21 protein-coding genes and 1 pseudogene are annotated in these 19672 nt (G+C 68.1%); 13 read left to right on the top strand and 9 right to left on the bottom strand.

The annotated features are described in order from the left end of the window. Window positions 1-10: 10 nt before the first annotated feature. Window positions 11-1351 carry an ABC transporter substrate-binding protein gene (locus ABOD76_RS10070; protein WP_350244700.1) on the bottom strand — a complete coding sequence of 447 codons (1341 nt, stop codon included), beginning with the start codon at window positions 1349-1351 and terminating at the stop codon, window positions 11-13. A 168-nt stretch (window positions 1352-1519) separates the two neighbouring features. On the opposite strand from ABOD76_RS10070, the gene ABOD76_RS10075 reads away from it, so the two are divergent. The 4 genes from ABOD76_RS10075 to ABOD76_RS10090 all read left to right on the top strand — a co-directional run bounded on the left by ABOD76_RS10075 (window position 1520) and on the right by ABOD76_RS10090 (window position 4895). Then, window positions 1520-2551 (top strand): LacI family DNA-binding transcriptional regulator, encoded by a 1032-nt coding sequence (locus ABOD76_RS10075; RefSeq protein WP_350244701.1) that lies wholly within the window; start codon window positions 1520-1522, stop codon window positions 2549-2551. 14 nt (window positions 2552-2565) lie between these two features. Continuing rightward, on the top strand, window positions 2566-3015 hold the full coding sequence (locus ABOD76_RS10080) for a (4Fe-4S)-binding protein (protein WP_350244702.1): 450 nt from the start codon (window positions 2566-2568) through the stop codon (window positions 3013-3015). A gap of 28 nt (window positions 3016-3043) precedes the next feature. Further along, window positions 3044-4348: a thymidine phosphorylase gene (locus ABOD76_RS10085; protein ID WP_350244703.1), complete on the top strand. Its 1305-nt coding sequence runs from the start codon at window positions 3044-3046 to the stop codon at window positions 4346-4348. Window positions 4349-4421: 73 nt separating this feature from the next. Further along, window positions 4422-4895: a LapA family protein gene (locus tag ABOD76_RS10090; protein WP_350244704.1), complete on the top strand. Its 474-nt coding sequence runs from the start codon at window positions 4422-4424 to the stop codon at window positions 4893-4895. Between the two features lie 167 nt (window positions 4896-5062). On the opposite strand, the gene pyk is transcribed toward ABOD76_RS10090, so the two are convergent. The 5 genes from pyk to ABOD76_RS10115 all read right to left on the bottom strand — a co-directional run bounded on the left by pyk (window position 5063) and on the right by ABOD76_RS10115 (window position 11175). After that, window positions 5063-6493, bottom strand: a complete 1431-nt coding sequence (pyk, locus tag ABOD76_RS10095) for a pyruvate kinase (protein ID WP_350244705.1) — start codon at window positions 6491-6493, stop codon at window positions 5063-5065. An 81-nt stretch (window positions 6494-6574) separates the two neighbouring features. Further along, window positions 6575-7846, bottom strand: coding sequence for a phosphopyruvate hydratase (gene eno, locus ABOD76_RS10100; RefSeq protein WP_350244706.1), 1272 nt, complete (start codon window positions 7844-7846; stop codon window positions 6575-6577). Window positions 7847-8027: 181 nt separating this feature from the next. Further along, window positions 8028-9110: a DNA polymerase III subunit beta gene (gene dnaN, locus ABOD76_RS10105; RefSeq protein WP_350244707.1), complete on the bottom strand. Its 1083-nt coding sequence runs from the start codon at window positions 9108-9110 to the stop codon at window positions 8028-8030. A 287-nt stretch (window positions 9111-9397) separates the two neighbouring features. Continuing rightward, on the bottom strand, window positions 9398-10777 hold the full coding sequence (gene dnaA / locus ABOD76_RS10110) for a chromosomal replication initiator protein DnaA (RefSeq protein ID WP_350244708.1): 1380 nt from the start codon (window positions 10775-10777) through the stop codon (window positions 9398-9400). 173 nt (window positions 10778-10950) lie between these two features. Continuing rightward, entirely contained in the window at window positions 10951-11175 is a 225-nt protein-coding gene (locus tag ABOD76_RS10115; protein WP_350244709.1) for a hypothetical protein, read from the bottom strand. A gap of 107 nt (window positions 11176-11282) precedes the next feature. On the opposite strand from ABOD76_RS10115, the gene ABOD76_RS10120 reads away from it, so the two are divergent. Beyond that, window positions 11283-12002, top strand: a complete 720-nt coding sequence (locus tag ABOD76_RS10120; protein ID WP_350244710.1) for a phosphatase PAP2 family protein — start codon at window positions 11283-11285, stop codon at window positions 12000-12002. On the opposite strand, the gene ABOD76_RS10125 is transcribed toward ABOD76_RS10120, so the two are convergent. Then, window positions 11975-12661 (bottom strand): M48 family metallopeptidase, encoded by a 687-nt coding sequence (locus ABOD76_RS10125; RefSeq protein ID WP_350244711.1) that lies wholly within the window; start codon window positions 12659-12661, stop codon window positions 11975-11977. The two genes, ABOD76_RS10120 and ABOD76_RS10125, sit on opposite strands and share 28 nt — an antisense overlap. 84 nt (window positions 12662-12745) lie before the next feature. Between ABOD76_RS10125 and ypfJ the strand changes: the two genes are divergently transcribed. From ypfJ to ABOD76_RS10165, 8 genes and pseudogenes are all read left to right on the top strand, one after another. Next, the gene (gene ypfJ / locus ABOD76_RS10130) at window positions 12746-13630 is read left to right on the top strand and encodes a KPN_02809 family neutral zinc metallopeptidase (RefSeq protein WP_350244712.1); all 885 of its coding nucleotides are present in this window, start codon (window positions 12746-12748) and stop codon (window positions 13628-13630) included. Continuing rightward, the gene (locus tag ABOD76_RS10135) at window positions 13617-14261 is read left to right on the top strand and encodes a flavin reductase family protein (protein ID WP_350244713.1); all 645 of its coding nucleotides are present in this window, start codon (window positions 13617-13619) and stop codon (window positions 14259-14261) included. Before ypfJ ends, ABOD76_RS10135 begins: the two co-directional genes overlap by 14 nt. Continuing rightward, window positions 14258-14797: a GNAT family N-acetyltransferase gene (locus ABOD76_RS10140; RefSeq protein ID WP_350244714.1), complete on the top strand. Its 540-nt coding sequence runs from the start codon at window positions 14258-14260 to the stop codon at window positions 14795-14797. Before ABOD76_RS10135 ends, ABOD76_RS10140 begins: the two co-directional genes overlap by 4 nt. 57 nt (window positions 14798-14854) lie before the next feature. Next, on the top strand, window positions 14855-16042 hold the full coding sequence (locus ABOD76_RS10145) for an aminotransferase class I/II-fold pyridoxal phosphate-dependent enzyme (RefSeq protein WP_350244715.1): 1188 nt from the start codon (window positions 14855-14857) through the stop codon (window positions 16040-16042). Window positions 16043-16060: 18 nt separating this feature from the next. Continuing rightward, entirely contained in the window at window positions 16061-16702 is a 642-nt protein-coding gene (locus tag ABOD76_RS10150) for a hypothetical protein (RefSeq protein WP_350244716.1), read from the top strand. 39 nt (window positions 16703-16741) lie between these two features. Beyond that, the gene (locus tag ABOD76_RS10155; RefSeq protein WP_350244717.1) at window positions 16742-16921 is read left to right on the top strand and encodes a hypothetical protein; all 180 of its coding nucleotides are present in this window, start codon (window positions 16742-16744) and stop codon (window positions 16919-16921) included. Continuing rightward, window positions 16922-17178, top strand: a pseudogene (locus tag ABOD76_RS10160) (ArsR/SmtB family transcription factor); the annotation flags it as partial. Between the two features lie 83 nt (window positions 17179-17261). Next, entirely contained in the window at window positions 17262-17756 is a 495-nt protein-coding gene (locus tag ABOD76_RS10165; RefSeq protein WP_350244718.1) for a DUF427 domain-containing protein, read from the top strand. 126 nt (window positions 17757-17882) lie between these two features. On the opposite strand, the gene ABOD76_RS10170 is transcribed toward ABOD76_RS10165, so the two are convergent. Both ABOD76_RS10170 and ABOD76_RS10175 read right to left on the bottom strand, forming a co-directional pair. Continuing rightward, window positions 17883-18818: a hypothetical protein gene (locus ABOD76_RS10170; RefSeq protein WP_350244719.1), complete on the bottom strand. Its 936-nt coding sequence runs from the start codon at window positions 18816-18818 to the stop codon at window positions 17883-17885. 305 nt (window positions 18819-19123) lie between these two features. Further along, window positions 19124-19465, bottom strand: coding sequence for a WGxxGxxG family protein (locus ABOD76_RS10175; protein WP_350244720.1), 342 nt, complete (start codon window positions 19463-19465; stop codon window positions 19124-19126). Window positions 19466-19672: the final 207 nt, after the last annotated feature.

Here is a 19672-nt window from a genome sequence, read left to right on the forward strand (position 1 = left end):
TCCCGCCGCTTTACTTCTGGTACTTGCCGTCCTTGGCCACCTTGGTGGCGGCGGCCTGCGCCTGCTGCAGCGCCTGGTCGATGCTGGTCTGCCCGCTCAGGGCGCCGGCGATGTACTGGCCCACCTGGGTGCCGAGCGCCTGGAATTCGGGAATGGCGACGTACTGGATGCCGGTGTACGGCACCGGGTCCTTGGTGGCCTTGGTCACGTCGGCGGTGTTGATGGCGTTCAGCACCAGGCTGCTGAAGGCGCCGGCGGCCTTCTTGTAGGCGGGGTTGTTGTAGGTGCTGGTGCGGGTGCCGGGCGGCACCGAGGCCCAGCTGCCCTTGGTCTTGGCGACCAGCGCGATGTAGTCCTGGCTGGTGGCCCAGGTGATGAACTTGAAGGCGGCGTCCTCCTGCTTGCTGCTCTTGGGAATCGCCAGGTTCCAGCTCCAGTACCAGTGGCTGCCGCGCGGAGTGCCGGGGCCGGTCGGCGCGTTGGCAAAGCCCACCGTGTTCACGATCTTGCTGCTGGTGGGGTCGCTCAGGAAGCCGGCGGCCACGGTGGCGTCCACCCACATGCCGCACTTGCCCTGGCTCATCAGGGTCAGGTTCTCGGTGAAGCCGTTGCTGGTGGCGCCGGGAGGGCCGTACTTCTTGAGCGTGTCCACGTAGAAGGTCAGGGTGTTCTTCCAGGCCGGGGTGTTCAGCTGCGCCTGCCAGTTCTGATCGAACCAGCGCCCACCGAAGGTGTTGACCATAGTGGTGAACAGTGCGGCATTCTCGCCCCAGCCGGGCAGGCCGCGCAGGCAGATGCCGTACACGCCGCCCGACGGATTGTGGATCTTGGCCGCGAAGCCCTGAATCTGTTGCCAGGTGGGGTTGGCGGGCATGGTGAGCCCGGCCTTCTTGAACAGGTCCTTGTTGTAGAAAGTCATGCTGCTCTCGGCGTAGAACGGCACGGCGTACAGGTTGCCGTTCTGCGAGAGGGCCGTGCGGACGCCGGGGATGATGTCATTGACGTTGTAGCTCTTGGCGATGGTCGGGTTCTTGGCGAACATCGGCGTCAGCGGATCGAGCCAGCCGTTCTTGGCCCAGATCGGCACCTCATAGGCGCCCACCGTCGCCACGTCGAAGCTGCCTGCGCCGCTCGCCACGTCCAGCGTCACCTTCTGGCGCAGCTCGTTCTCCGGCAGCACCACCCACTTCACCGTGATGTCCGGGTAGACCTTGTTGAACTCCGGGGTGAGCTTCTGCATCGTCACCATGTCCGGGTTGTTCACGGTGGCAATGGTGATGGTGGCGGCCTGGGCGCCACTCAGTGCCACCAGGCCCAGCGCGGCGGTCAGGAACAACATGGATCGTTTCATACGTCCTCCTTGAACAGAAGCCCAGCGGTGGTATGTAAAAACCGCAAACATGATGGAAGCGGATTCCCAGGCACTGTGAATGCCCTGAATCACTGAATGGTCTCGTGTCCATCACTTAATCACACTTCCGTTGTGATGTCTAGTGAGTGGCTGCGCTACACTGGTCTCGTGACCAGTATCACGGATGTGGCCCAGCTGGCCGGGGTCTCCGCCACCACCGCCAAGCGGGCGCTCAAGGAGCCAGACAAGCTGCACCCGGAGACGCTCCGTCGGGTTCAGCAGGCGATCCAGCAGCTGCACTACGAGCCGGACCTGCGGGCCGGCGCGCTGCGCGGGGGCCAGAGCCGCACGGTGGGGCTGGTGATTGGCAGCATCGTGGAGCCGTTCTTTGCCCAGCTGGCCCGCACCCTGGCCCGCGAGTTCCGGCAGGGCGGCTACAACCTGCTGATCAGCGAGAACGAGTACCAGTCCGAGACCGAACTCGGGGAATTGCGGCTGCTGTACGGCCAGCGCATCGACGCGCTGGTGCTGCGGCCCGGCTACGGCGGACACAGCCGGGAATACCTGGAACGTCTGCAGGCGCGTGGGGTGTACATCCTGCAGGTGGACTACGCCATCCCCGGCAGCCCCTACGGCTCGGTGCAGCTGGACAATCCCGGCTGCATGCGCGAGGGCGTGCGCTACCTGCACGATCTGGGCCACGAACGCATTGCGATTATCGGCACCTACGACCCGGTGCTGCACCCGGAACTGCGCAGCTACACCTTTCCGGCGGCCATGCAGGAGCTGGGCCTGACGGTGCGCCCCGAGTACCAGCGGGTGATGTTCCTGACCGAGGACAACGCCTACCGCTACACCCTGGACGTGATGCAGCTGCCGGAACCGCCCACCGCGTTGTTCGCCCTCACTGGCAGCAGCGCGGCGGGCATGTACCGGGCGCTGCGCGAACTGGGCCTGCGCGTGCCGCAGGACGTGTCGCTGCTGAGCTTCGACAACTACAGCTGGACCGAGCTGGTGGACCCGCCCATCGACGTGATCGAGCAGCCGGTGGACCAGATGGCGCAGGTGGCGGCCCGGCTGGTGCTCGACGCGCTGGAGCACGGCCCGCCCGCCACGCCGCCGCAGGTGCTGCTGCCGGGCCGCCTGATCCGGCGCGGCAGCTGCGCCGCCCCGCGCCCGACGCCCGCGCTGAGCCGCTGACGGTATGCTGAACCATGAACCCTGACCCCCTCCTCAGTGGCAAGCTGTATGCCACAGACCACATCACGGTGAGCTATGACGCCCAGCGCTGCCGGCACGTGGCCGAGTGCGTGCGCGGGCTGCCCCAGGTCTTTGATCCGCAGCGGCGGCCCTGGATCATGGCGCAGCTGGCCGGGCCGGAGCAGCTGGCGGAGGTGGTGCGCCGCTGCCCCACCGGCGCGCTGCACTACACCCTGGCCAGCGGGGAGCCGGAAGCGCCGGCCACGCCCACCACCATCGCGCCGCAGCCGGACGGCCCGCTGCTGATCCGGGGCGACCTGAGAATCCAGACCCCGGAGGGCGAGCGGCCAGAGGTGCGCGCGGCGCTGTGCCGCTGTGGAGCCAGCGGCAACAAGCCGTACTGCGACGGCTCGCATGCCCGCATCGGCTGGCACAGCGGCGAGGAGCCGTCCGCCTCCAGCTGAGCCGCCCGGCGCTAGACTCGGAGGCCTCATGACCCAGTCGCTGCACGTTCCCGACCTGATCCAGAAGAAACGCGACGGCGGTACCCACGACGCGGCCGAACTGCAGGCGCTGATCCAGGGCTACACCGCCGGCCAGATTCCCGACTACCAGGTGGCCGCCTGGCTGATGGCGGTGTACTGGCGCGGCATGCAGCCGCAGGAGACGGCCGCCCTGACCCAGGCGATGGCCGACAGCGGCGACCGGCTGGACCTCAGCTCGCTGCCCCACACGGTGGACAAACACTCCACTGGCGGGGTGGGCGACAAGACCAGCCTGGTGCTGACCCCGATGCTGGCGGCCCTGGGCCTGACGGTGGCCAAGATGAGCGGGCGCGGACTGGCGCACACCGGCGGCACCATCGACAAGCTGGAGAGCATTCCCGGCTGGAATCCGGAACTGTCGGACGAGGCGTTTCTGCGGCAGGCGCGGGAGGTGGGGCTGGCCCTGGTGGGGCAGAGCCGCAATCTCGCTCCCGCCGACGGCCTGCTGTACGCGCTGCGCGACGTGACCGCCACGGTAGACTGCCTGCCGCTGATCGCCAGCAGCATCATGTCCAAGAAACTGGCCAGCGGGGCGCAGACCATCGTGCTGGACGTGAAGGTGGGGGCCGGCGCCTTCATGCGGACGGTGGAGGCCGGGCGCGAACTGGCCCGCGCCATGGTCCAGATCGGGCAGCACGCCGGGCGCAACGTGCGCGCCATCCTGACCGACATGGACACGCCGCTGGGCCACTTCGCCGGCAACAGCCTGGAGGTGCAGGAGGCCATCGCCACGCTGCAGGGCCGCGGCCCGGCGGACCTGCACCAGCTGTGTGTGGATCTGGCCGTCGAGGCGCTCACAGCCGCCGGCTTCCCGGAGCGGGCGCGGGAGCGCGCTGAAGCCACCCTGCAGGACGGCTCGGCGCTGGCAAAACTCCGTGACTTCGTGGCGGCGCAGGGTGGCGACCCGCGCTCCGTTGACGAGCCGCAGCGCCTGGATGTGGCCCCGGACCGCTCGGACCTGCCAGCCCCGGCGGCCGGCTTTCTGCAGGCCATCGACGCGCTGAGCGTGGGCCGCGCGGTGCTGGTGCTGGGCGGTGGCCGCGAACGCAAGGGCGAAGCGATTGACCACGGGGTGGGCGTGGAACTGCTGGTCAAGCCGGGCGAGGCGGTCACGGCCGGTCAGCCGCTGGTGCGGCTGTATCACCGAGGTGGACGCGGCCTGGAACGGGCGCGCGCACTGCTAGAGGCGGGCCTGCAGATCGGTGAGGCCGCGCCCGCCGTGCCGCCGCTGATCCTGGACCGGGTGCAGTGACGTCAGGGGCCGTAAACGAAACCTAAGCAGCCGGCCCGGGCACAGTTGTTACCCTGAAACACGGAGGTTTCTGATGCGTTTCAATGTCAACACCGTGGTGCTGGTGCTGCTGGTGGTGCTGCTGATCGTGCTGCTGATTCCGGGGGAGAACCGCAACACCCTGACGGCCGGTCACACCTTCACCGTGCCGGGCCTGGGCACCTACCAGAACGTGCCGTTCGGCACCTACGCCCTGATCGGCTGGCTGCTGACCGCCCTGCTGTACACCCTGATCAACAGCTTCTCGCGGCTGCGCTCGCAGGCCGACAACGCCCGCATCCTGCGCGACATGGAAGGCCTGCGCGCCAACCTGGACAAGGCCGAGGGCAGCCGCTTCGCCGAGCTGCACACCTACCTGGACCGCCGCCTCAACGAGTTGCAGAGTCAGGTGACGGCTCAGACCGGCGACGTGGGCAGCTACACCAGCCGGGTGGACCGGGTGCGCGACGAACTGGCCGCCGATATCGGAGAGCTTGAACATTACCTCAAGCGCAAACTCGGCGAATAATCGCTCGGTCATCAAACAGCGCGGCCCCGCTTTTTAAAGAGCGGGGCCGCGCTGCTGATGAATCGCTCAAAAGTTATCCACACCAGCCTGTGGATAAAACAGGCTGCCTGTGGATAAAAAGCTGACCTGCACGTGACGATCGGCGCAAATGCTCACCACATGAAGATTCAGCGCGGATTCTTCAGTCGTTCCACACGAATCATGTTGGTGGTGCCCTGCACGCCGAACGGCACGCCCGCCGTGATCACGTAGCGGTCGCCCGCGTCGGCCAGGCCGCTCTGCTGCAGCTCCTGATTGGCGATACGCACCATGTCGTCGGTGTCGTGCGGATCCTCGCTGAGCATCGGTACCACGCCCCAGCTGAGGCTCAGCTGGTTGCGCGTCTGCTGGTTGGGGGTCAGCGCCAGGATCGGCAGCTTGGGCCGGTTCTTGGCCACCCGGGTGGCCGCGCCGCCGGTCTTGGTGAAGCTGACGATGGCCGACACCGCCAGCCCGCTGCCGATGTTGCAGGCGGCCTGCGCGATGGCGTCCTGGGCCAGGGTGGTGTCGATCTCCTGGGCCTGCAGCAGCTGATACTCGGGGCTGGCCTCGGCCTCCCGGGCGATGTGGTCCATCATCGCCACCGACTCGACCGGGTACAGCCCGGCCGCACTCTCGGCGCTGAGCATCACCGCGTCGGTGCCGTCGAAGATGGCGTTGGCCACGTCCGACGCCTCGGCGCGGGTGGGGCGCGGCAGGCCCACCATGCTCTCGAGCATCTGGGTGGCAGTGATGACCGGCTTGCCCACCTCGCGGCAGGCCCGGATCAGGCGCTTCTGGATCACCGGCACCTGCTCGGCACGCATCTCCACGCCCAGGTCGCCGCGCGCCACCATGATGCCGTCCACTTCCTTCAGGATGTCCTCGAAGCGCTCCACCGCCTGCGGCTTCTCGATCTTGGCCATCAGCTTGGCGCGTGAGTTGTAGCGGGCCAGGTAGTGGCGGGCCAGCAGCAGGTCATCGCGCGACCGCACGAAGCTGAGCGCCACCCAGTCCACGCCCAGTTCCGCGCCGAAGGCCATGTCCTCCACGTCCTTGTCGGACAGCGCCGGCACCGAGAGGTCCGCCTGCGGCACGTTGATGCCCTTGTTGTTCTTCAGCACGCCGCCCACCGTCACCACGGTATGGATGTCGTTGCCGCGCACGCCCTCCACCCGCAGCGCCATGTTGCCGTCGTCCAGCAGCAGGTCCATGCCCACGTAGACGTCGCCGGCCAGCCCCTTGTAGGTGCTGCCCACCCGGGTCTGGTCGCCCTCCACGTCGTCCATGGTGATGATGAACTTGTCGTCCTTGGCCAGCGTGACCGGGCCGTCCTTGAAGCGGCCCACCCGGATCTTGGGCCCCTGCAGGTCCTGCAGGATGCCGATGGTGACGCCCTTCTTGGCCGCCAGGTCGCGCACCATCTGGTAGGTCTCACGGTGGTCGTCATGCGAACCGTGCGAGAAATTCATGCGGACCACGTTCAGTCCGGCGTCGATCATGCGGCCCAGAATCTCCGGGTCGCGGCTGGCCGGGCCGATGGTGGCCACGATCTTGGTGGCGCGGTCAAAGTGTCTCATGGGGGTTCTCCAGGGGTGAGAGAGGGGAGGGGCAACGCGGCGCCCTCAGCCGGAAGCTGAGGGCAGGGCGGAGGGCAGCAGTTACTTGTTCAGCGCGGCGCGGCCCAGGAACTGCGCGGCGGCGCCTAGCTGGTCCTCGATGCGCAGCAGCTGGTTGTACTTGGCGATCCGGTCGCTGCGGCTGGCGCTGCCGGTCTTGATCTGGCCGGCGTTGGTGGCCACCGCGAGGTCAGCGATGAAGCTGTCCTCCGACTCGCCGCTGCGGTGAGAGATGATGGTGCCGTAGCGGCTGCGCTTGGCGAGTTCGATCGCCTGCAGCGACTCGGTCAGCGTGCCGATCTGGTTGACCTTCACCAGGATGGCGTTGCCCACCCCGCTGCTGATGCCGCGCTGCAGCCGCTCGGGGTTGGTCACGAACAGATCGTCGCCCACCAGCTGCACCGTGCCGCCGATGGCGTCGGTGACGAGCTTCCAGCCGTCCCAGTCGTCCTCGGCCAGCGCGTCCTCGATGCTGATGATCGGGTAGCGGCTGGCCCAATCGGCCCAGAAATCCACCATTTCTTCGCTGGAGAGGCTGCGCCCCTCGCTCTCCAGGTGGTACTTGCCGTCTTTGTACAGCTCGGTCACGGCTGGGTCCAGCGCGATCATGATGTCCTTGCCCGGCTCGTAGCCGGCCTTCTGGATCGCCTCCAGCAGCACCTCCAGCGCTTCCTCGTTGCTGCCCAGGTCCGGGGCGAACCCGCCCTCGTCCCCGACGTTGGTGTTGTAGCCGCGCCCCGACAGCACCTTCTTGAGCGCGTGGAAGGTCTCGGCGCCGTAGCGCAGCGCCTCGCGGAAGCTGGGGGCACCCACCGGCATCACCATGAATTCCTGGAAGTCCACGCTGTTGTCGGCGTGGGCGCCGCCGTTGATCACGTTCATCATCGGGACCGGCAGGGTACGGGCGTTGGCGCCGCCCAGGTAGCGGTAGAGCGGCAGGCCCAGTTCCTCGGCGGCGGCGCGGGCGCTGGCCAGGCTGACCGCCAGGATGGCGTTGCCGCCCAGCCGGCTCTTGTTGGGGGTGCCGTCGAGTTCCAGCATCGACGCGTCAATCAGGCCCTGCTGGCTGGCGTCCATGCCCTCCAGCGCCGGGGCGATCACGGTGTTGACATTCTCCACCGCCTTCATCACGCCCTTGCCCAGGTAACGGCTGCCGCCGTCGCGCAGCTCCAGCGCCTCATGCGAGCCGGTGCTGGCCCCGCTCGGCACGATGGCGCGGCCGGTGTAGCCGCTCTCCAGCAACACTTCGGCCTCCACGGTGGGATTTCCACGGGAGTCCAGCACTTCACGGGCGACGATGGTTTCGATCTTCATGGGTTCCTCCGACCTCTCCCGCCGCATCCAGCCGGCGGGCCGGAGAGGCATGGTGTACATCTCACACTATAGTCTGCCGGCCAGCTTATGCCAGCGGGGTCACCCGGCAGTCAGGCCGGGATAGACCACGGCGGGGGAGGGGAGACTGGGCGGATGGCCCGCGCCGGCCTCCACAGCCCCATCAGACCCGCAGCGGCACCACGACCGCCAGATACCCCGTGTCGGCGCTGCCGCGGAACATGGCGGGGCTGGTGGAGCCGCTGAACAGCAGCTCGGCCTCACCGTCGATCGGGCCCAGCGCATCCAGCACGTACTTGGCGTTGAAGCCCAGGCTGAGGGCCGGTTCAGAGCCCTCCTGGCTCACGCTGAGCGTGTCCTGTGCCCGGCCGTAGTCGCCCTCGGCCGCCAGCCGCAGCGTGCCTTCGCTGACCAGGAACTCGACGCGGTTGTTGGCGTTCTTGTCGGCCAGCACCGCCACCCGCGACACCGCCTCCTTCAGGGCCGCCGCCGGCAGCTTGACACGCAGCTTGATGTCGCGCGGAATCACCCGCTCGTAGTCCGGAAAGTCGCCGTCCAGCAGCTTGACGTTCATGCGGACCCGATCGGTCGTGACGCCCAGCATGCCCTCACCGAAGGCCAGCCGCACCTCGCCGTCGCGCAGCACCCGCACCAGTTCGTCGGCGCTCCGGGCCGGCACGATCAGGCTGCGCGGCTCACCGGGCGTGCCGAATTCACGAAGTGCCAGCCGGAAACCGTCGGAAGCCACCACCCGCGCCTTTTCGGCGTGCTGCTCCACCTTCAGCCCGCGGAACACCGCCTGAAACGCCTCGTTGCTGGCCGCGTAGCGCACGCTGGACAGCGAGCGGGCCAGTTCATGGGCATCCAGGGTGGCGTCGGCGTGCGAGGGGAAGCTCAGCTCCGGATAAGCGTCCAGTTCGCCGGTCTGCAGCTTGAAGTCCGAGCCGCTGGCCCGCACGGCCAGTTCGGCGCCGCTCAGCTCCAGTTCCACCAGCTCTCCGCCCAGGTTCCGCACGATCTGGGCAAACAGGTGAGCGGGGACCACGAAGGACGCGGCATCATTCACTTCGGCAGGGACAAAGCAGCTCAGGTCGATTTCCAGGTTGGTGCCGCTGAGGGTCAGACCCCGCTCACCGGCATCCACCTTGATGGAGGTGAGCAGTGGATTGCTGGACCGACTGGGGATCACTCTCTCCAGCATGCCCAGCCCTTCACTCAGGGTCTTCTTGCTGACTTGCGCGCGCATTCTTTCTCCTTCTCTATAAAGATATATATCTTAGTAGTAGTAGTAATAGGGCCTGTGGAAACTGTGGATAAGTGGCTTAGGGATGCGCTGGGCGCAGACTCTACCTGTGGACAAAATTGTGGATAACTCGGCTTTGCCTGTGGATAACCTGTGGATAACTCCCCCACTTATCCACAGGCAAAATGGGAGGTGGGTTATCCACAGGGTTATCCACACCTTATCCACAGGGTTATCCACAGACTTATCCACAGAACGTGACATCTGGCACAAGCAGATGAAGACCGGCTTCAGACACTGCTGTCATCGCCTTCCAACCCCTGCAGCCGCCGCTTCAGGAAGGCGGCCGCTTCCGTCAATTCGCTGTCTCGCCCGAGCTGTTCGGTGACCTTCTGAACCGCATGCATCACCGTCGAATGATCGCGCCCGAAGAAGCCGCCGATCTCCGGCAGGGAGTGTCCGGTCAGTTCGCGGATCAGGTACATGGCCATCTGGCGCGGCACCACCACCTCGCGCACCCGCCCGGAGCCGCGGATGGCGTCGGGTGGAATGTTGTAATGGCCCGCCACCGCCCGCAGCACGTCGGCCATCTCGACTTTGACTTCTTGAGGAGCGAAGACGTTCGAGAGTGCCTTGGCCGCCACCGCCCGAGAGAACGGCACGTTGTTCAGGCTGGCAAACGCCACCACCCGCATCAGCGCGCCCTCCAGCTCACGGATGTTGCTGGTCACCTGCCGCGCGATCAGTTCCAGCACCTCCTGCGGGATGTTCATGCGGTGATGCTCGGCGTTCATCTTCAGGATCGCCACCCGGGTCTCGAACTCAGGACTCTGGATATCAGTGATCAGCCCCCACTCGAACCGGCTGCGCAACCGCCCCTCCAGCGTCTGGATGTCCTTGGGCGGCCGGTCCGAGCTGAGGATGATCTGTTTGTGGTTCTCGTAGAGCGCGTTGAAGGTGTGGAAAAACTCCTCCTGGGTGCGCTCCTTGCCGGCCAGAAACTGAATGTCGTCCACCAGCAGCAGATCCACCGAACGGTAGCGGTTGCGGAACTGCGTCATCTTGTCATCGCGGATCGCATTGATCAGGTCGTTGGTGAAACTCTCGGTGGAGACGTACTCAATGCGCTTGTCCGGGTAGCGCTCGGCCATGTAGTGGCCCACCGCGTGCATCAGGTGCGTTTTGCCCAGGCCCACGTCCCCGTAGATGAACAGCGGGTTGTAAGCCTTGCCGGGACTCTCCGCCACCGCCAGCGCCGCCGCATGCGCCAGATTGTTGTTCGGCCCCACCACAAAGTTCTCGAAGATGTACTTGGGGTTCAGGGCCTTGCGGCTGTCGGTCACGCCCTGCGGGATAGATCCGCGCTCGCCGCGTTCCGGACTGCTGCGGCCGTTGCTGCTGGACGGCGAGCGCGGCGGCGGGTCCTGCGGCAGGATCATCGCGTCCTGGACGGCCGGCAGCACCTGAAAGCTCACCTGCGGACTCTGCGCGCCCATTGAGCGGAGCGCGTCCTCCAGCAGCTCCAGGTAATGCTTGCGAAACCACTCCTGCGCGAAGGAATTGCGGACGCCCAGCACCAGTGACCCCTGCTGCACGCCCAGCGGACGTACCGGCGCGAACCAGGTGTGGTATTCCACCTCCGAGATGTTTTTGCGGACGTAACCCAGCACGTCCGCCCAGATTTCCTGCGAGATAACACACCCCCTGAGGTTTCGTCGCTGCGGCCATCATACAGCCTGGACCAGAGGGAACTCTGGCTGGAGAGAAGAGAAACCGGCGCCCGAAGGGGCGCCAGTCACGGCTGAACGATGGTGTCAGATCGGGCGTTCAGGGCAGCCGAGACTCAGATGTCGTTGGCGTCCGGAGCTTCGTTCTCGCGGTCCGTCACCTCAAGTTCCGCTTCGGTCAGGTTGCCTGCTCCCCCCGAGTCATGGGCGGTGCCGATATCCGGGCTGCCGGGTGAGTCCTGCACCACCCCGCGGTCCTGGTTGGGGGTGCGGGTGGCGCTTTCGGAATCGGTGCTCCGCTCCGCCTGGGGGTAGCCGTCGTCTGCAGTGGGTCCGGTCATGCAGGCAGTTCAGCACGCCCGGCGATGGGCCGGTTGAGCCGGATGTAAAGGTTTCTTGCGCGGTGGGCTGCGGCTGGGCTGTACGCGGCCCGCCTACAATCCGGAACATGACCGTCTGGCTCCGCACCCACTGGCGACCGCTGCTGGCGCTCGCGCTGCTGATCGTGCTGCCGCTGCTGCTGCTGGGCAGCATTGCCGAGGACGTGCACGAGCGCGAACCGTTCGTGTGGGAGGCGCCGCTGATGGTGAGTTTCCGGGGCAGCGCGCCCGGCTGGTTCCTGGCGGTGGCGCGCGTGCTGAGCACGGTGGGCAGCGCCCACGTGATGCTGCCGTTCTGTGTGGTGCTGCTGCTGGTGCTGTGGCGCAAGTCGCGCACCATCGCCACCTACTTTCTGATCTCGGTGGGCGGCGCGGTGCTGCTCAACGTGCTGCTGAAGACCTTTTTCGTGCGCGCCCGACCGCACGTGGTGCCGTGGCTGTGGGAGGAGGGCGACAGCTCCTTTCCCAGCGGCCACAGCAGCATGGCCGCCGCCCTGGTGGTCACGCTGACCGCGCTGCTGTGGCGCACCCCCTACCGCTGGGCCAGCGGGCTGCTCGGGCTGATCTACGTAGTACTGATGGGCCTGTCGCGCATCTACCTGGGCGTGCACTATCCGACCGATGTGCTGGGCGGCTGGGCGCTGGGGCTGGCCTGGGCCGGCGGGGTGGCGCTGGTGCTGTGGCCCCGACTGCGGCGCGCCCAGCAGCACGCCGCGACCCCCGGCACCTTCCCCCACGACCCACCAATTGAGGCCGGGCCTCAGTCCGGAGGCCAGACCGGCAGCTGAGCGCCGTGCTGCCGCAGCCAGGCGCGCTGCTGCGGGTAATCGGGCATCAGTCGCGCCACCACCCGCCAGTAGCGGGCCGAATGGTTCAGTTCCTGCAGGTGCGCCACCTCGTGGGCCGCTACGTATTCGGCCACCCGCTGTGGGGCCAGCATCAGGCGCCAGTGCAGCCGGATGTCGCCAGTCGCGGTGCAGCTGCCCCAGCGGGTCTGGGCGCTGGTCAGCCGGACCGCGCGCACCGGTCGGCCCAGCTGCTCGCTCAGGCGGTGCACCAGCGGGGTGAAGTAGGCCCGCGCCTGCTGCCGGTACCACCCTTCCAGTGCCGCGCCCGGCCGGGTGGCGGGCAGCCACAGCAGCTGATCCTCCCGCACCGCCGAGCGGCCCGGCGCGCCCAGCCGGAGTTCCAGCTGCTCGTCCAGCAGAGGCAGCCGGCGGCCCGAGTGCAGCGGGGCCACGACCGGGGGCGCCAGCGAGGCCAGATGCCGGCGCATCCAGTCCTCCTTCTGGGCCAGGAACCGTTCCAGCTGCGCCTGCGGCACCGTGGTGGGCGCGTACAGCACCGCCCCGGCCGGGCCGACCTTCAGCGCCACAGTGCGCCGACGGGCGCTGCGGCGCAGTTCCACCGCCAGGTCGCCGAGCGTCAGGATGGGAGGGCGCGACATCAGGGTTTGATTATGTCAGTCGAAAATCGGGGCGGTCCGGGCAGCCCCTACAATGAGCGGGCACACATCCCCGGAGGCACATGCATGGATTGGCAGAATCTTCCCAGAAGCAGCAACGTTGAAGATGGACGCGGCGGACGTGGCGGCCTGCCGGGCGGCGGCGTGGCGGTGGGCGGCGGGGCGGCGCTGATCATCGCGCTGCTCGGCTGGCTCTTTGGCATCGACACCAGCAGCATCACCGGGGGCGGCCAGACGACCCAGACGCAGACGCGGCCCAGCCAGACCCAGCCCGGCCAGACGCAGCCGTCGCAGACCCAGGGCGGCCAGCAGGACCAGACGCTGGACTTCGTGAGCCGCATTCTGGGCAGCACCGAGCAGGTCTGGGGCGGCATCTTCCAGAAGAGCGGCAAAACCTACACCCCGCCCAAGCTGCGGCTGTTCTCGGGCGCGGTCAACAGCGCCTGCGGGCAGGCCAGCAGCGCGGTGGGGCCGTTCTACTGCCCCAGCGACCAGCGGGTCTATCTGGACACCGACTTCTTCGCGCAGATGGACCGTCAGCTGGGCGGCGGCGGCGACTTCGCCTACAGCTACGTGATCGCGCACGAGGTGGGCCACCACGTGCAGAACCTGCTGGGCATCTCGGATCAGGTGGAACGGGCCCAGCGCAGCGCCACCAGCGAGGCGGCCTCCAACCGCTACTCGGTGATGCTGGAACTGCAGGCCGACTGCTTCGCGGGCGTGTGGGGCAACGGGGCCACCGCCGCTGCGAACATCACCCAGCAGGACGTGCAGGAGGCGATCAGCACCGCCACCGCCATCGGGGACGACGCGCTGCAGGAGCAGGGCCAGGGGTACGTGGTGCCGGACAGCTTCACGCACGGCACCAGCCAGCAGCGGGTCAGCTGGTTCATGAAGGGCTACAAGAGCGGCGACCCCAACCAGTGCGACACCTTCAATGGGTCACTTTGACCTGACGCGGCTGGACGCCGCCGCCGCCTACAAGCTGCTGACCGGGGTGGTGGTGCCGCGCCCGATCGCCTGGGTCAGCACCCTCAACCCGGACGGCACCGTCAATCTGGCGCCGTTCAGTTTTTTCAACATGCTGGGCAGCGACCCGCCGGTGGTGGCCTTCTCTCCCGGCGACCGGCCGGACGGCACCCCCAAGGACACCGCCCGCAACATCAGTCCCGGCAGTCCCTTCGTGGTGAATCTGGTGTCGGAACCGCTGGTGCAGGCGATGAACGTGACCGCCACCGACTTCCCGCCGCACCTGCCGGAAGCGGGGCTGGCCGGGCTGGAACTGACGCCCTCGCAGCAGGTGCCGGTGCCGAGGGTGGCGGCCAGTCCGGTGAGCCTGGAGTGCCTGGAACGCCAGACGCTCCGCATCGGGCGCAACCGCATCGTGCTGGGCGAGGTGGTAGGGCTGTACATCGCCGACGAGCATCTGCAGGACGCCAGCCGCCATTACGTGAACACCGCCAGCCTGCAGCTGGTGGCGCGCATGGGTGGACGCGGCGGCTATGCCCGCGCCCAGGACCTGTTTGAGCTGCCGCGCATCACCTACGCGGAGTGGCAGCGTGGGCCGGAATCCCCGGAGTGATCCGGCGGGCACGGCTGGAGGACGCGCCCCGGCTCGCCGAGGTTCACACCCTCAGCTGGCGCGAGACGTATCCGGGACTGGTGCCGGACCGGTTTCTGGAGCGCATGACCAGCGCAGCGGTGCAGCTGCGGCGCGAGGAGAACTGGCGGCATCATCTGGCGCAGCCGGACGAGGTGGCGTGGGTGGCCGAAGTTTCGGGGGAGCTGGTGGGCTTTGCCTCGGGTGGCCCGGCCCGACCGCACCCGGTGATCGGGCCGGAGTACGGCGGTGAGCTGTACACGCTGTATCTGCTGAAGGCGGCGCACGGGCAGGGGCTGGGCCGGGTGCTGTTCAGTGCGGCGGCGCAGTCGCTGCAGGCCCAGGGCCACCAGGGGCTGGTGGTCTGGGTGCTGGCGGGCAACCCGGCCCGGCAGTTCTACCGGCACCTGGGCGGCGTGGAACTGGGCGGCAAGCTGGAGCCGACCTCCTTCGGTGAGCTGGAGGAGGTGGCGCTCGGCTGGCCGGACCTCAGGGAGTGGGCCGCGCAGCACCGCTGAGGGTGCGCCAGACCGCTCAGACAATCCAGCTCATCCCCGGTCTGTTAGCCTGCCGGCATGACGCAGCAGACCACGTCGTGGGCTTCCGGCCGGGCCAGTGCGGTGCCGGACAGCATCTTCACGCGCATGAATCAGGCGCTGGCCCAAGCCCGGGCGGCGGGGCTGGACATCATTGACCTCTCGATCGGGTCCTCGGATCAGCCGCCGCCCCCACAGGCGCTGGATGCGCTGCGGGCCGCCACCCACGACCCCGCCACCTACCGCTACCCGCTGCACCGCGACACCGCCCCGCTGCGCGAGGCCGCCGCCCGCTACCTGTCGCGGCGCTTCGGGGTGCAGCTGGACCCAGAGCACGAGATCCTGCCGCTGATCGGGGCGCAGGAGGGGCTGGCCCACCTGCTGCTGGCCGTGACCGACCCCGGCGACACGCTGCTGCTGCCGGACCCGTGTTACCCGCCGTACTACGGCGCGGCGGCGGTGGCGGGCCTGACGGTGGAGCCGCTGCCGCTGCGGGAGCAGCACGGGTATCTGCCGCAGCTGGAGGACGTGCCGGCGGGCCTGAATGCCCGCGCGCTGCTGCTCAACTACCCGAACAATCCCACCAGCGCGGTCGCGGACCTGTCCTTCTTTGAGCAGGTGGCCACGTGGTGCCGCCAGCGCGGCACCCTGCTGATCCACGACCATCCCTATGCCGAGCTGACCTACGGCGACTACCGCGCGCCCAGCGCCCTTCAGGCCGGTACCGAGGGCGTGGTGGAGCTGCACTCGCTGTCCAAGACGCACCACATGGGCGGCTTTCGCGTGGGCTTCGCCGCCGGGGACCGCTCGGCGCTCTCGGCGCTGGCGCGGGTGAAGGGTGCCATCGACTTCCACGCCTACCTGGGCATTCAGGCGGCGGCGGCCACTGCGCTTGATCTGCCGGAACGGCTGGGTCGGGAGGCCGCCCGCCGCTTCGAGGAGCGGCGCGACGCGCTGGTGCCGGCGCTGCGCGATCACGGCTGGACGGTGCAGCTGCCGCAGGCGAGCATGTACGTCTGGGGCCGGCCGCCGGGCCTGACGGACAGCCTGGACTACGCCGTGCGCGCGGCGGCCCAGACCGGGGTGGCGGTGGCGCCGGGCCGGGCCTTTGGGATGGGCGGTGAGGGGTACCTGCGTTTTGCGCTGGTGCAGCCGCCAGAGCTGCTGCTGCGGGCGGCGGATCAGCTGGCCCGCCTGCCGGCTGGGTCTCCACTTCCCAATCTCTGAGCAGAGACTCAGATATACTTGGAGCAAGACCAGCGCTGTCACCCGGCTGGGCGCTCCGGCCACCCTGGATTACTTCGTGGAGGGGATGGACTGTCCCACCTGCGTCCGCAAGATCGAGGGGCGCTGGAGCGTCTGCTCAGGGCGGCCCAGGCGCGCACTCTCTGGCAGGAACTGGAGCGGCAACTTCGGGCGCTGGGTCACGAGCCGCGCCTGCTCACCCCGGACCAGGCTCGGCCAGCGGCCCGTGCGTGGTACCGGACCCGTCAGGGCCAGCTGGTGCTGGGCACCGGCCTGCTGCTGGCCTGGGGCTTCGGGCACCTGCTGGCGGCGCTGGTGATCGGGCAGGTGGCTGAGGCGGCCGTGGTGGTGTTCCTGTTCGCGGTGGGCGAGCTGCTGGAGGGGGTGGCGTCGTCGCGGGCGCGCGGCGGTATTCAGGCGCTGGCCCAGCTGACGCCGCCCACCGCCCTGGTGCTCAAGAAGGGCAAGGTGTTCGAGCTGCCGGCCGACGGCCTGATCGTGGAGGGCCAGTCCAGCCTGGACAACTCGCCCGTCACCAGCGAGAGCGTACCGGTGTACAAGGCCGTAGGGCAGCACGTCTACGCCGACAGCAACCACCTGGATGGGGTGCCGGAAGGGGTGGAATCAGCGGCTGTGCAGTAGTCGGGGGTCAGCACCGTTTACGACCTGCACGTTTGGGGCATGAGCACCACCGAGACGGCCCTGACCGCACATCTGGTGATGCCGCAGGGCGTAGAGGACGACCGCTTCTACCTGCAGCTCCGCCATGACCTGCACGACCGCTTCGGGGTGGAGCACGTGACGCTGCAGGTGGAGCGCGTCGCCGCGCTGTGCCCGCAGGCACTGGCCGAGGTAGTGTGAATGGCGCTTCAGGAGACGACGCTGCCGCTCACCGACGATGCCTGTGGCGTCATCTGCGTTCATCTGGTGGCCGAGGCCCGCGCCGCGCTGCCGGACGCGGCCTGCACCCTGGACGCCAGCGCGCTGCTCAAAGCGGTGGCGGACCCACTCGCCTGCGGTTGCTGAGCGCCCTGCAGGTCCGGGAGCTGTGCGTCTGCGATCTGGCGACTGTGCTGGGCCTGAGCGAGAGCGCGGTCAGCCATCAGCTGCGGCTGTTGCTCGACCACGTGCGGGAGGCCTAGCTACGAAAACTGGGTGCAGGCGTACCGCGCCGCGCCGCCTCTTCCGGCACACTCCGGCCATGACCCCCATCCCCGACCCGCTGAAGCCCGGACAGGAATCGGTGTGGAGCTATCCGCGCCCGCCACGGCTGGAGGCCAGCGACCGGCGGGTGGAGGTGTGGCTGGGCGGCGTGAAGATCGCCGACACCGACCGGGCCTACCGGGTGCTGGAAACCAGCCATCCGCCCGGCTGGTACCTGCCGCCGGACGCCTTCCTGCCCGGCACCGTGCAGCCGGCCAGCGGCAGCAGCGTGTGCGAGTGGAAGGGCCGCGCCACCTACTGGACCCTGCAGGCGGGCGGCGTCCGCGCCGAGGCGGCCGCCTGGAGCTATGAACGGCCCACCCCCACGTTCCAGCCGATCGCCGGGTACCTCAGCCTGTACGCCGGACGGGTGGACGAGGTGCGGGTGGACGGCGAGCGGGTGACGCCGCAGCCGGGCCGCTTCTACGGGGGCTGGATCACCCAGGATGTGGCCGGGCCGTTCAAGGGCGGTCCCGGCAGCATGGGCTGGTAGCCGGTGGGCAAACGCAGAAAGGCGACCGGTGAGGTCGCCTTGATTTCTCCAATATAGCGGGGTATACGTCGGCTGTCAATGCTATGCAGCCGGAACATCCGGAGCGGTTGGGGCTGCCCGTCCCGCTCAGGACTCCGGCTGTTGCAGCCGCGCCACCTGCCGGGCGAACTCCTCCGCACTGATCTCCCGCACCGTGTCGCGGTCGCCCCGCTTGATGGCCGTGTAGTACCGGGCATCGGCCATGAAGCCCCCGCGCAGCGGATCGAAGGCCACCAGTGCCACGCCCTGCCCCGGCGCCTGCTCCAGCTTCACCGGTACCTCGCCCAGCAGGTAGTGGCGCACCAGGGTGCCGGCGCCGACCTCACGCTCCAGCACCATCTGCCACGCCTTGCCGAACAGCTCCCGGCTGGTGTCCTCCAGGGTGTCCAGCACCAGCGGTTCCACCGAGCCGAGCACCGGATACGGTTCCGGACCGCCCAGGCTGACCGGCTGGGCCCGGATCTCCAGCCCGCGTCGCAGTTCGTAGAGCCGGTGCTCGTAGGCGTCCACCTCATCGAAGAACACGTGCATGATTTTCAGCTCGGCGAAGTGGCCCAGGACGTTCACGATGAAGTGCAGGTCGCGGTAGCCGCTCTTCTGGGGCCGGCGGATGCGGTCACGGAACGCCAGCACCTCGAAGTGGTCGCCCACCTGCAGGGCCACCTCGTACATCGACTGCAGGTCCGGCACCACCACCTTGCCGGCCAGCATGTCGAGCGGCAGCACCCGGTCGGCGCCCTGGTACTTCTCCACGATCCGGTCGAGGCTCTTGACGTTGCCGGGCCGCGACATGGCCGGGAAGCCCACCTGCTGCCCGAAAGCCTCCACCTGCTGCTGAAACTGACCGGCGTACCGTTTGGCCGCCGCGTACAGCTCCAGAAAATTGGTCTCCGGCTGAGTCACCTGCGCCGTGTCCACCGGATAGCGCCGCTGCACCTCGCTGCACAGCTGAGCCACCTCGGTCCGGAACCCCAGCGCCAGCGCCTGCTGGTGGGCGTGGTCTGCGGCGGGGTCAGGCATCATGGGCCGGGACGCTCCTTGACGGATGGAGAAGGGAACAGCGGTGGATTGACGCTCCCAGCCCCCACCAGCGGTCCGGGACCTGCACAGGCCGGATCATGCCCTGCCAGCCGGAGCGGCATTCGATGCTTCATGACCTGCATCGTACTGCCGCACAGGGCGGTGGAACCCCAGGCAGAGATCCGGCTGACCCTCATCTGGCCTGCATGGGCCGGAACGCAGATGATTCGCCCACAACCCAAAAAACGAGGCCCCTCAGGGGAGCCTCGTCGCTCGTCACGGTCCGGGCCAGTGGCCCAGCTGCAGGTTCAGACCCGCGAGGTGGTGTTGCGGTCCGGGACCACCACGGTGGGCGGCTGACGGCGCAGGCCCGCCAGACCCGCCAGGCCGAGCAGGCCCAGCCAGCCCCAGTTGCTGTTGTTGTTGTTGTCCTGGGTGGTGTCGGTCGTGGTCGCGGTATCGGAGGTGGCGGTGGTACCAGTCGTGTCGGTCGTGCCGCTGGTGTCCGTGGTGCCGCTGGTATCGGTGGTGCCGCTCGTGTCGGTGGTGGCTGGGGTGGTGGTGTCGGTGGTATCGGTCTGCGCCAGCGCGGGCAGCGGGGCCAGAACGAGGGTGAGGGTCAGCAGGGCCTTCTTGGTACCGTTCAACATAACGTCTCCTTCAAAACCTTGAGATTCACTTGCCCACCACGTCTTCGGGTGCTGACCCCAGGATGTGGCCCAGCCAGTAAAGGTTCCGGGGAGTGAGATAAATTACAGCTTACGTGGCCAAAAGTTCGCCTTCACTCAACATGCACGGCGCCTTTGGCAACGGAGACAGGGTGAGCGGAGGCGCAGCGTACAGGAGGCCAGCCAGCG

This window comes from Deinococcus sonorensis KR-87 (assembly GCF_040256395.1).
Classification (GTDB): Bacteria; Deinococcota; Deinococci; order Deinococcales; family Deinococcaceae; genus Deinococcus; species Deinococcus sonorensis.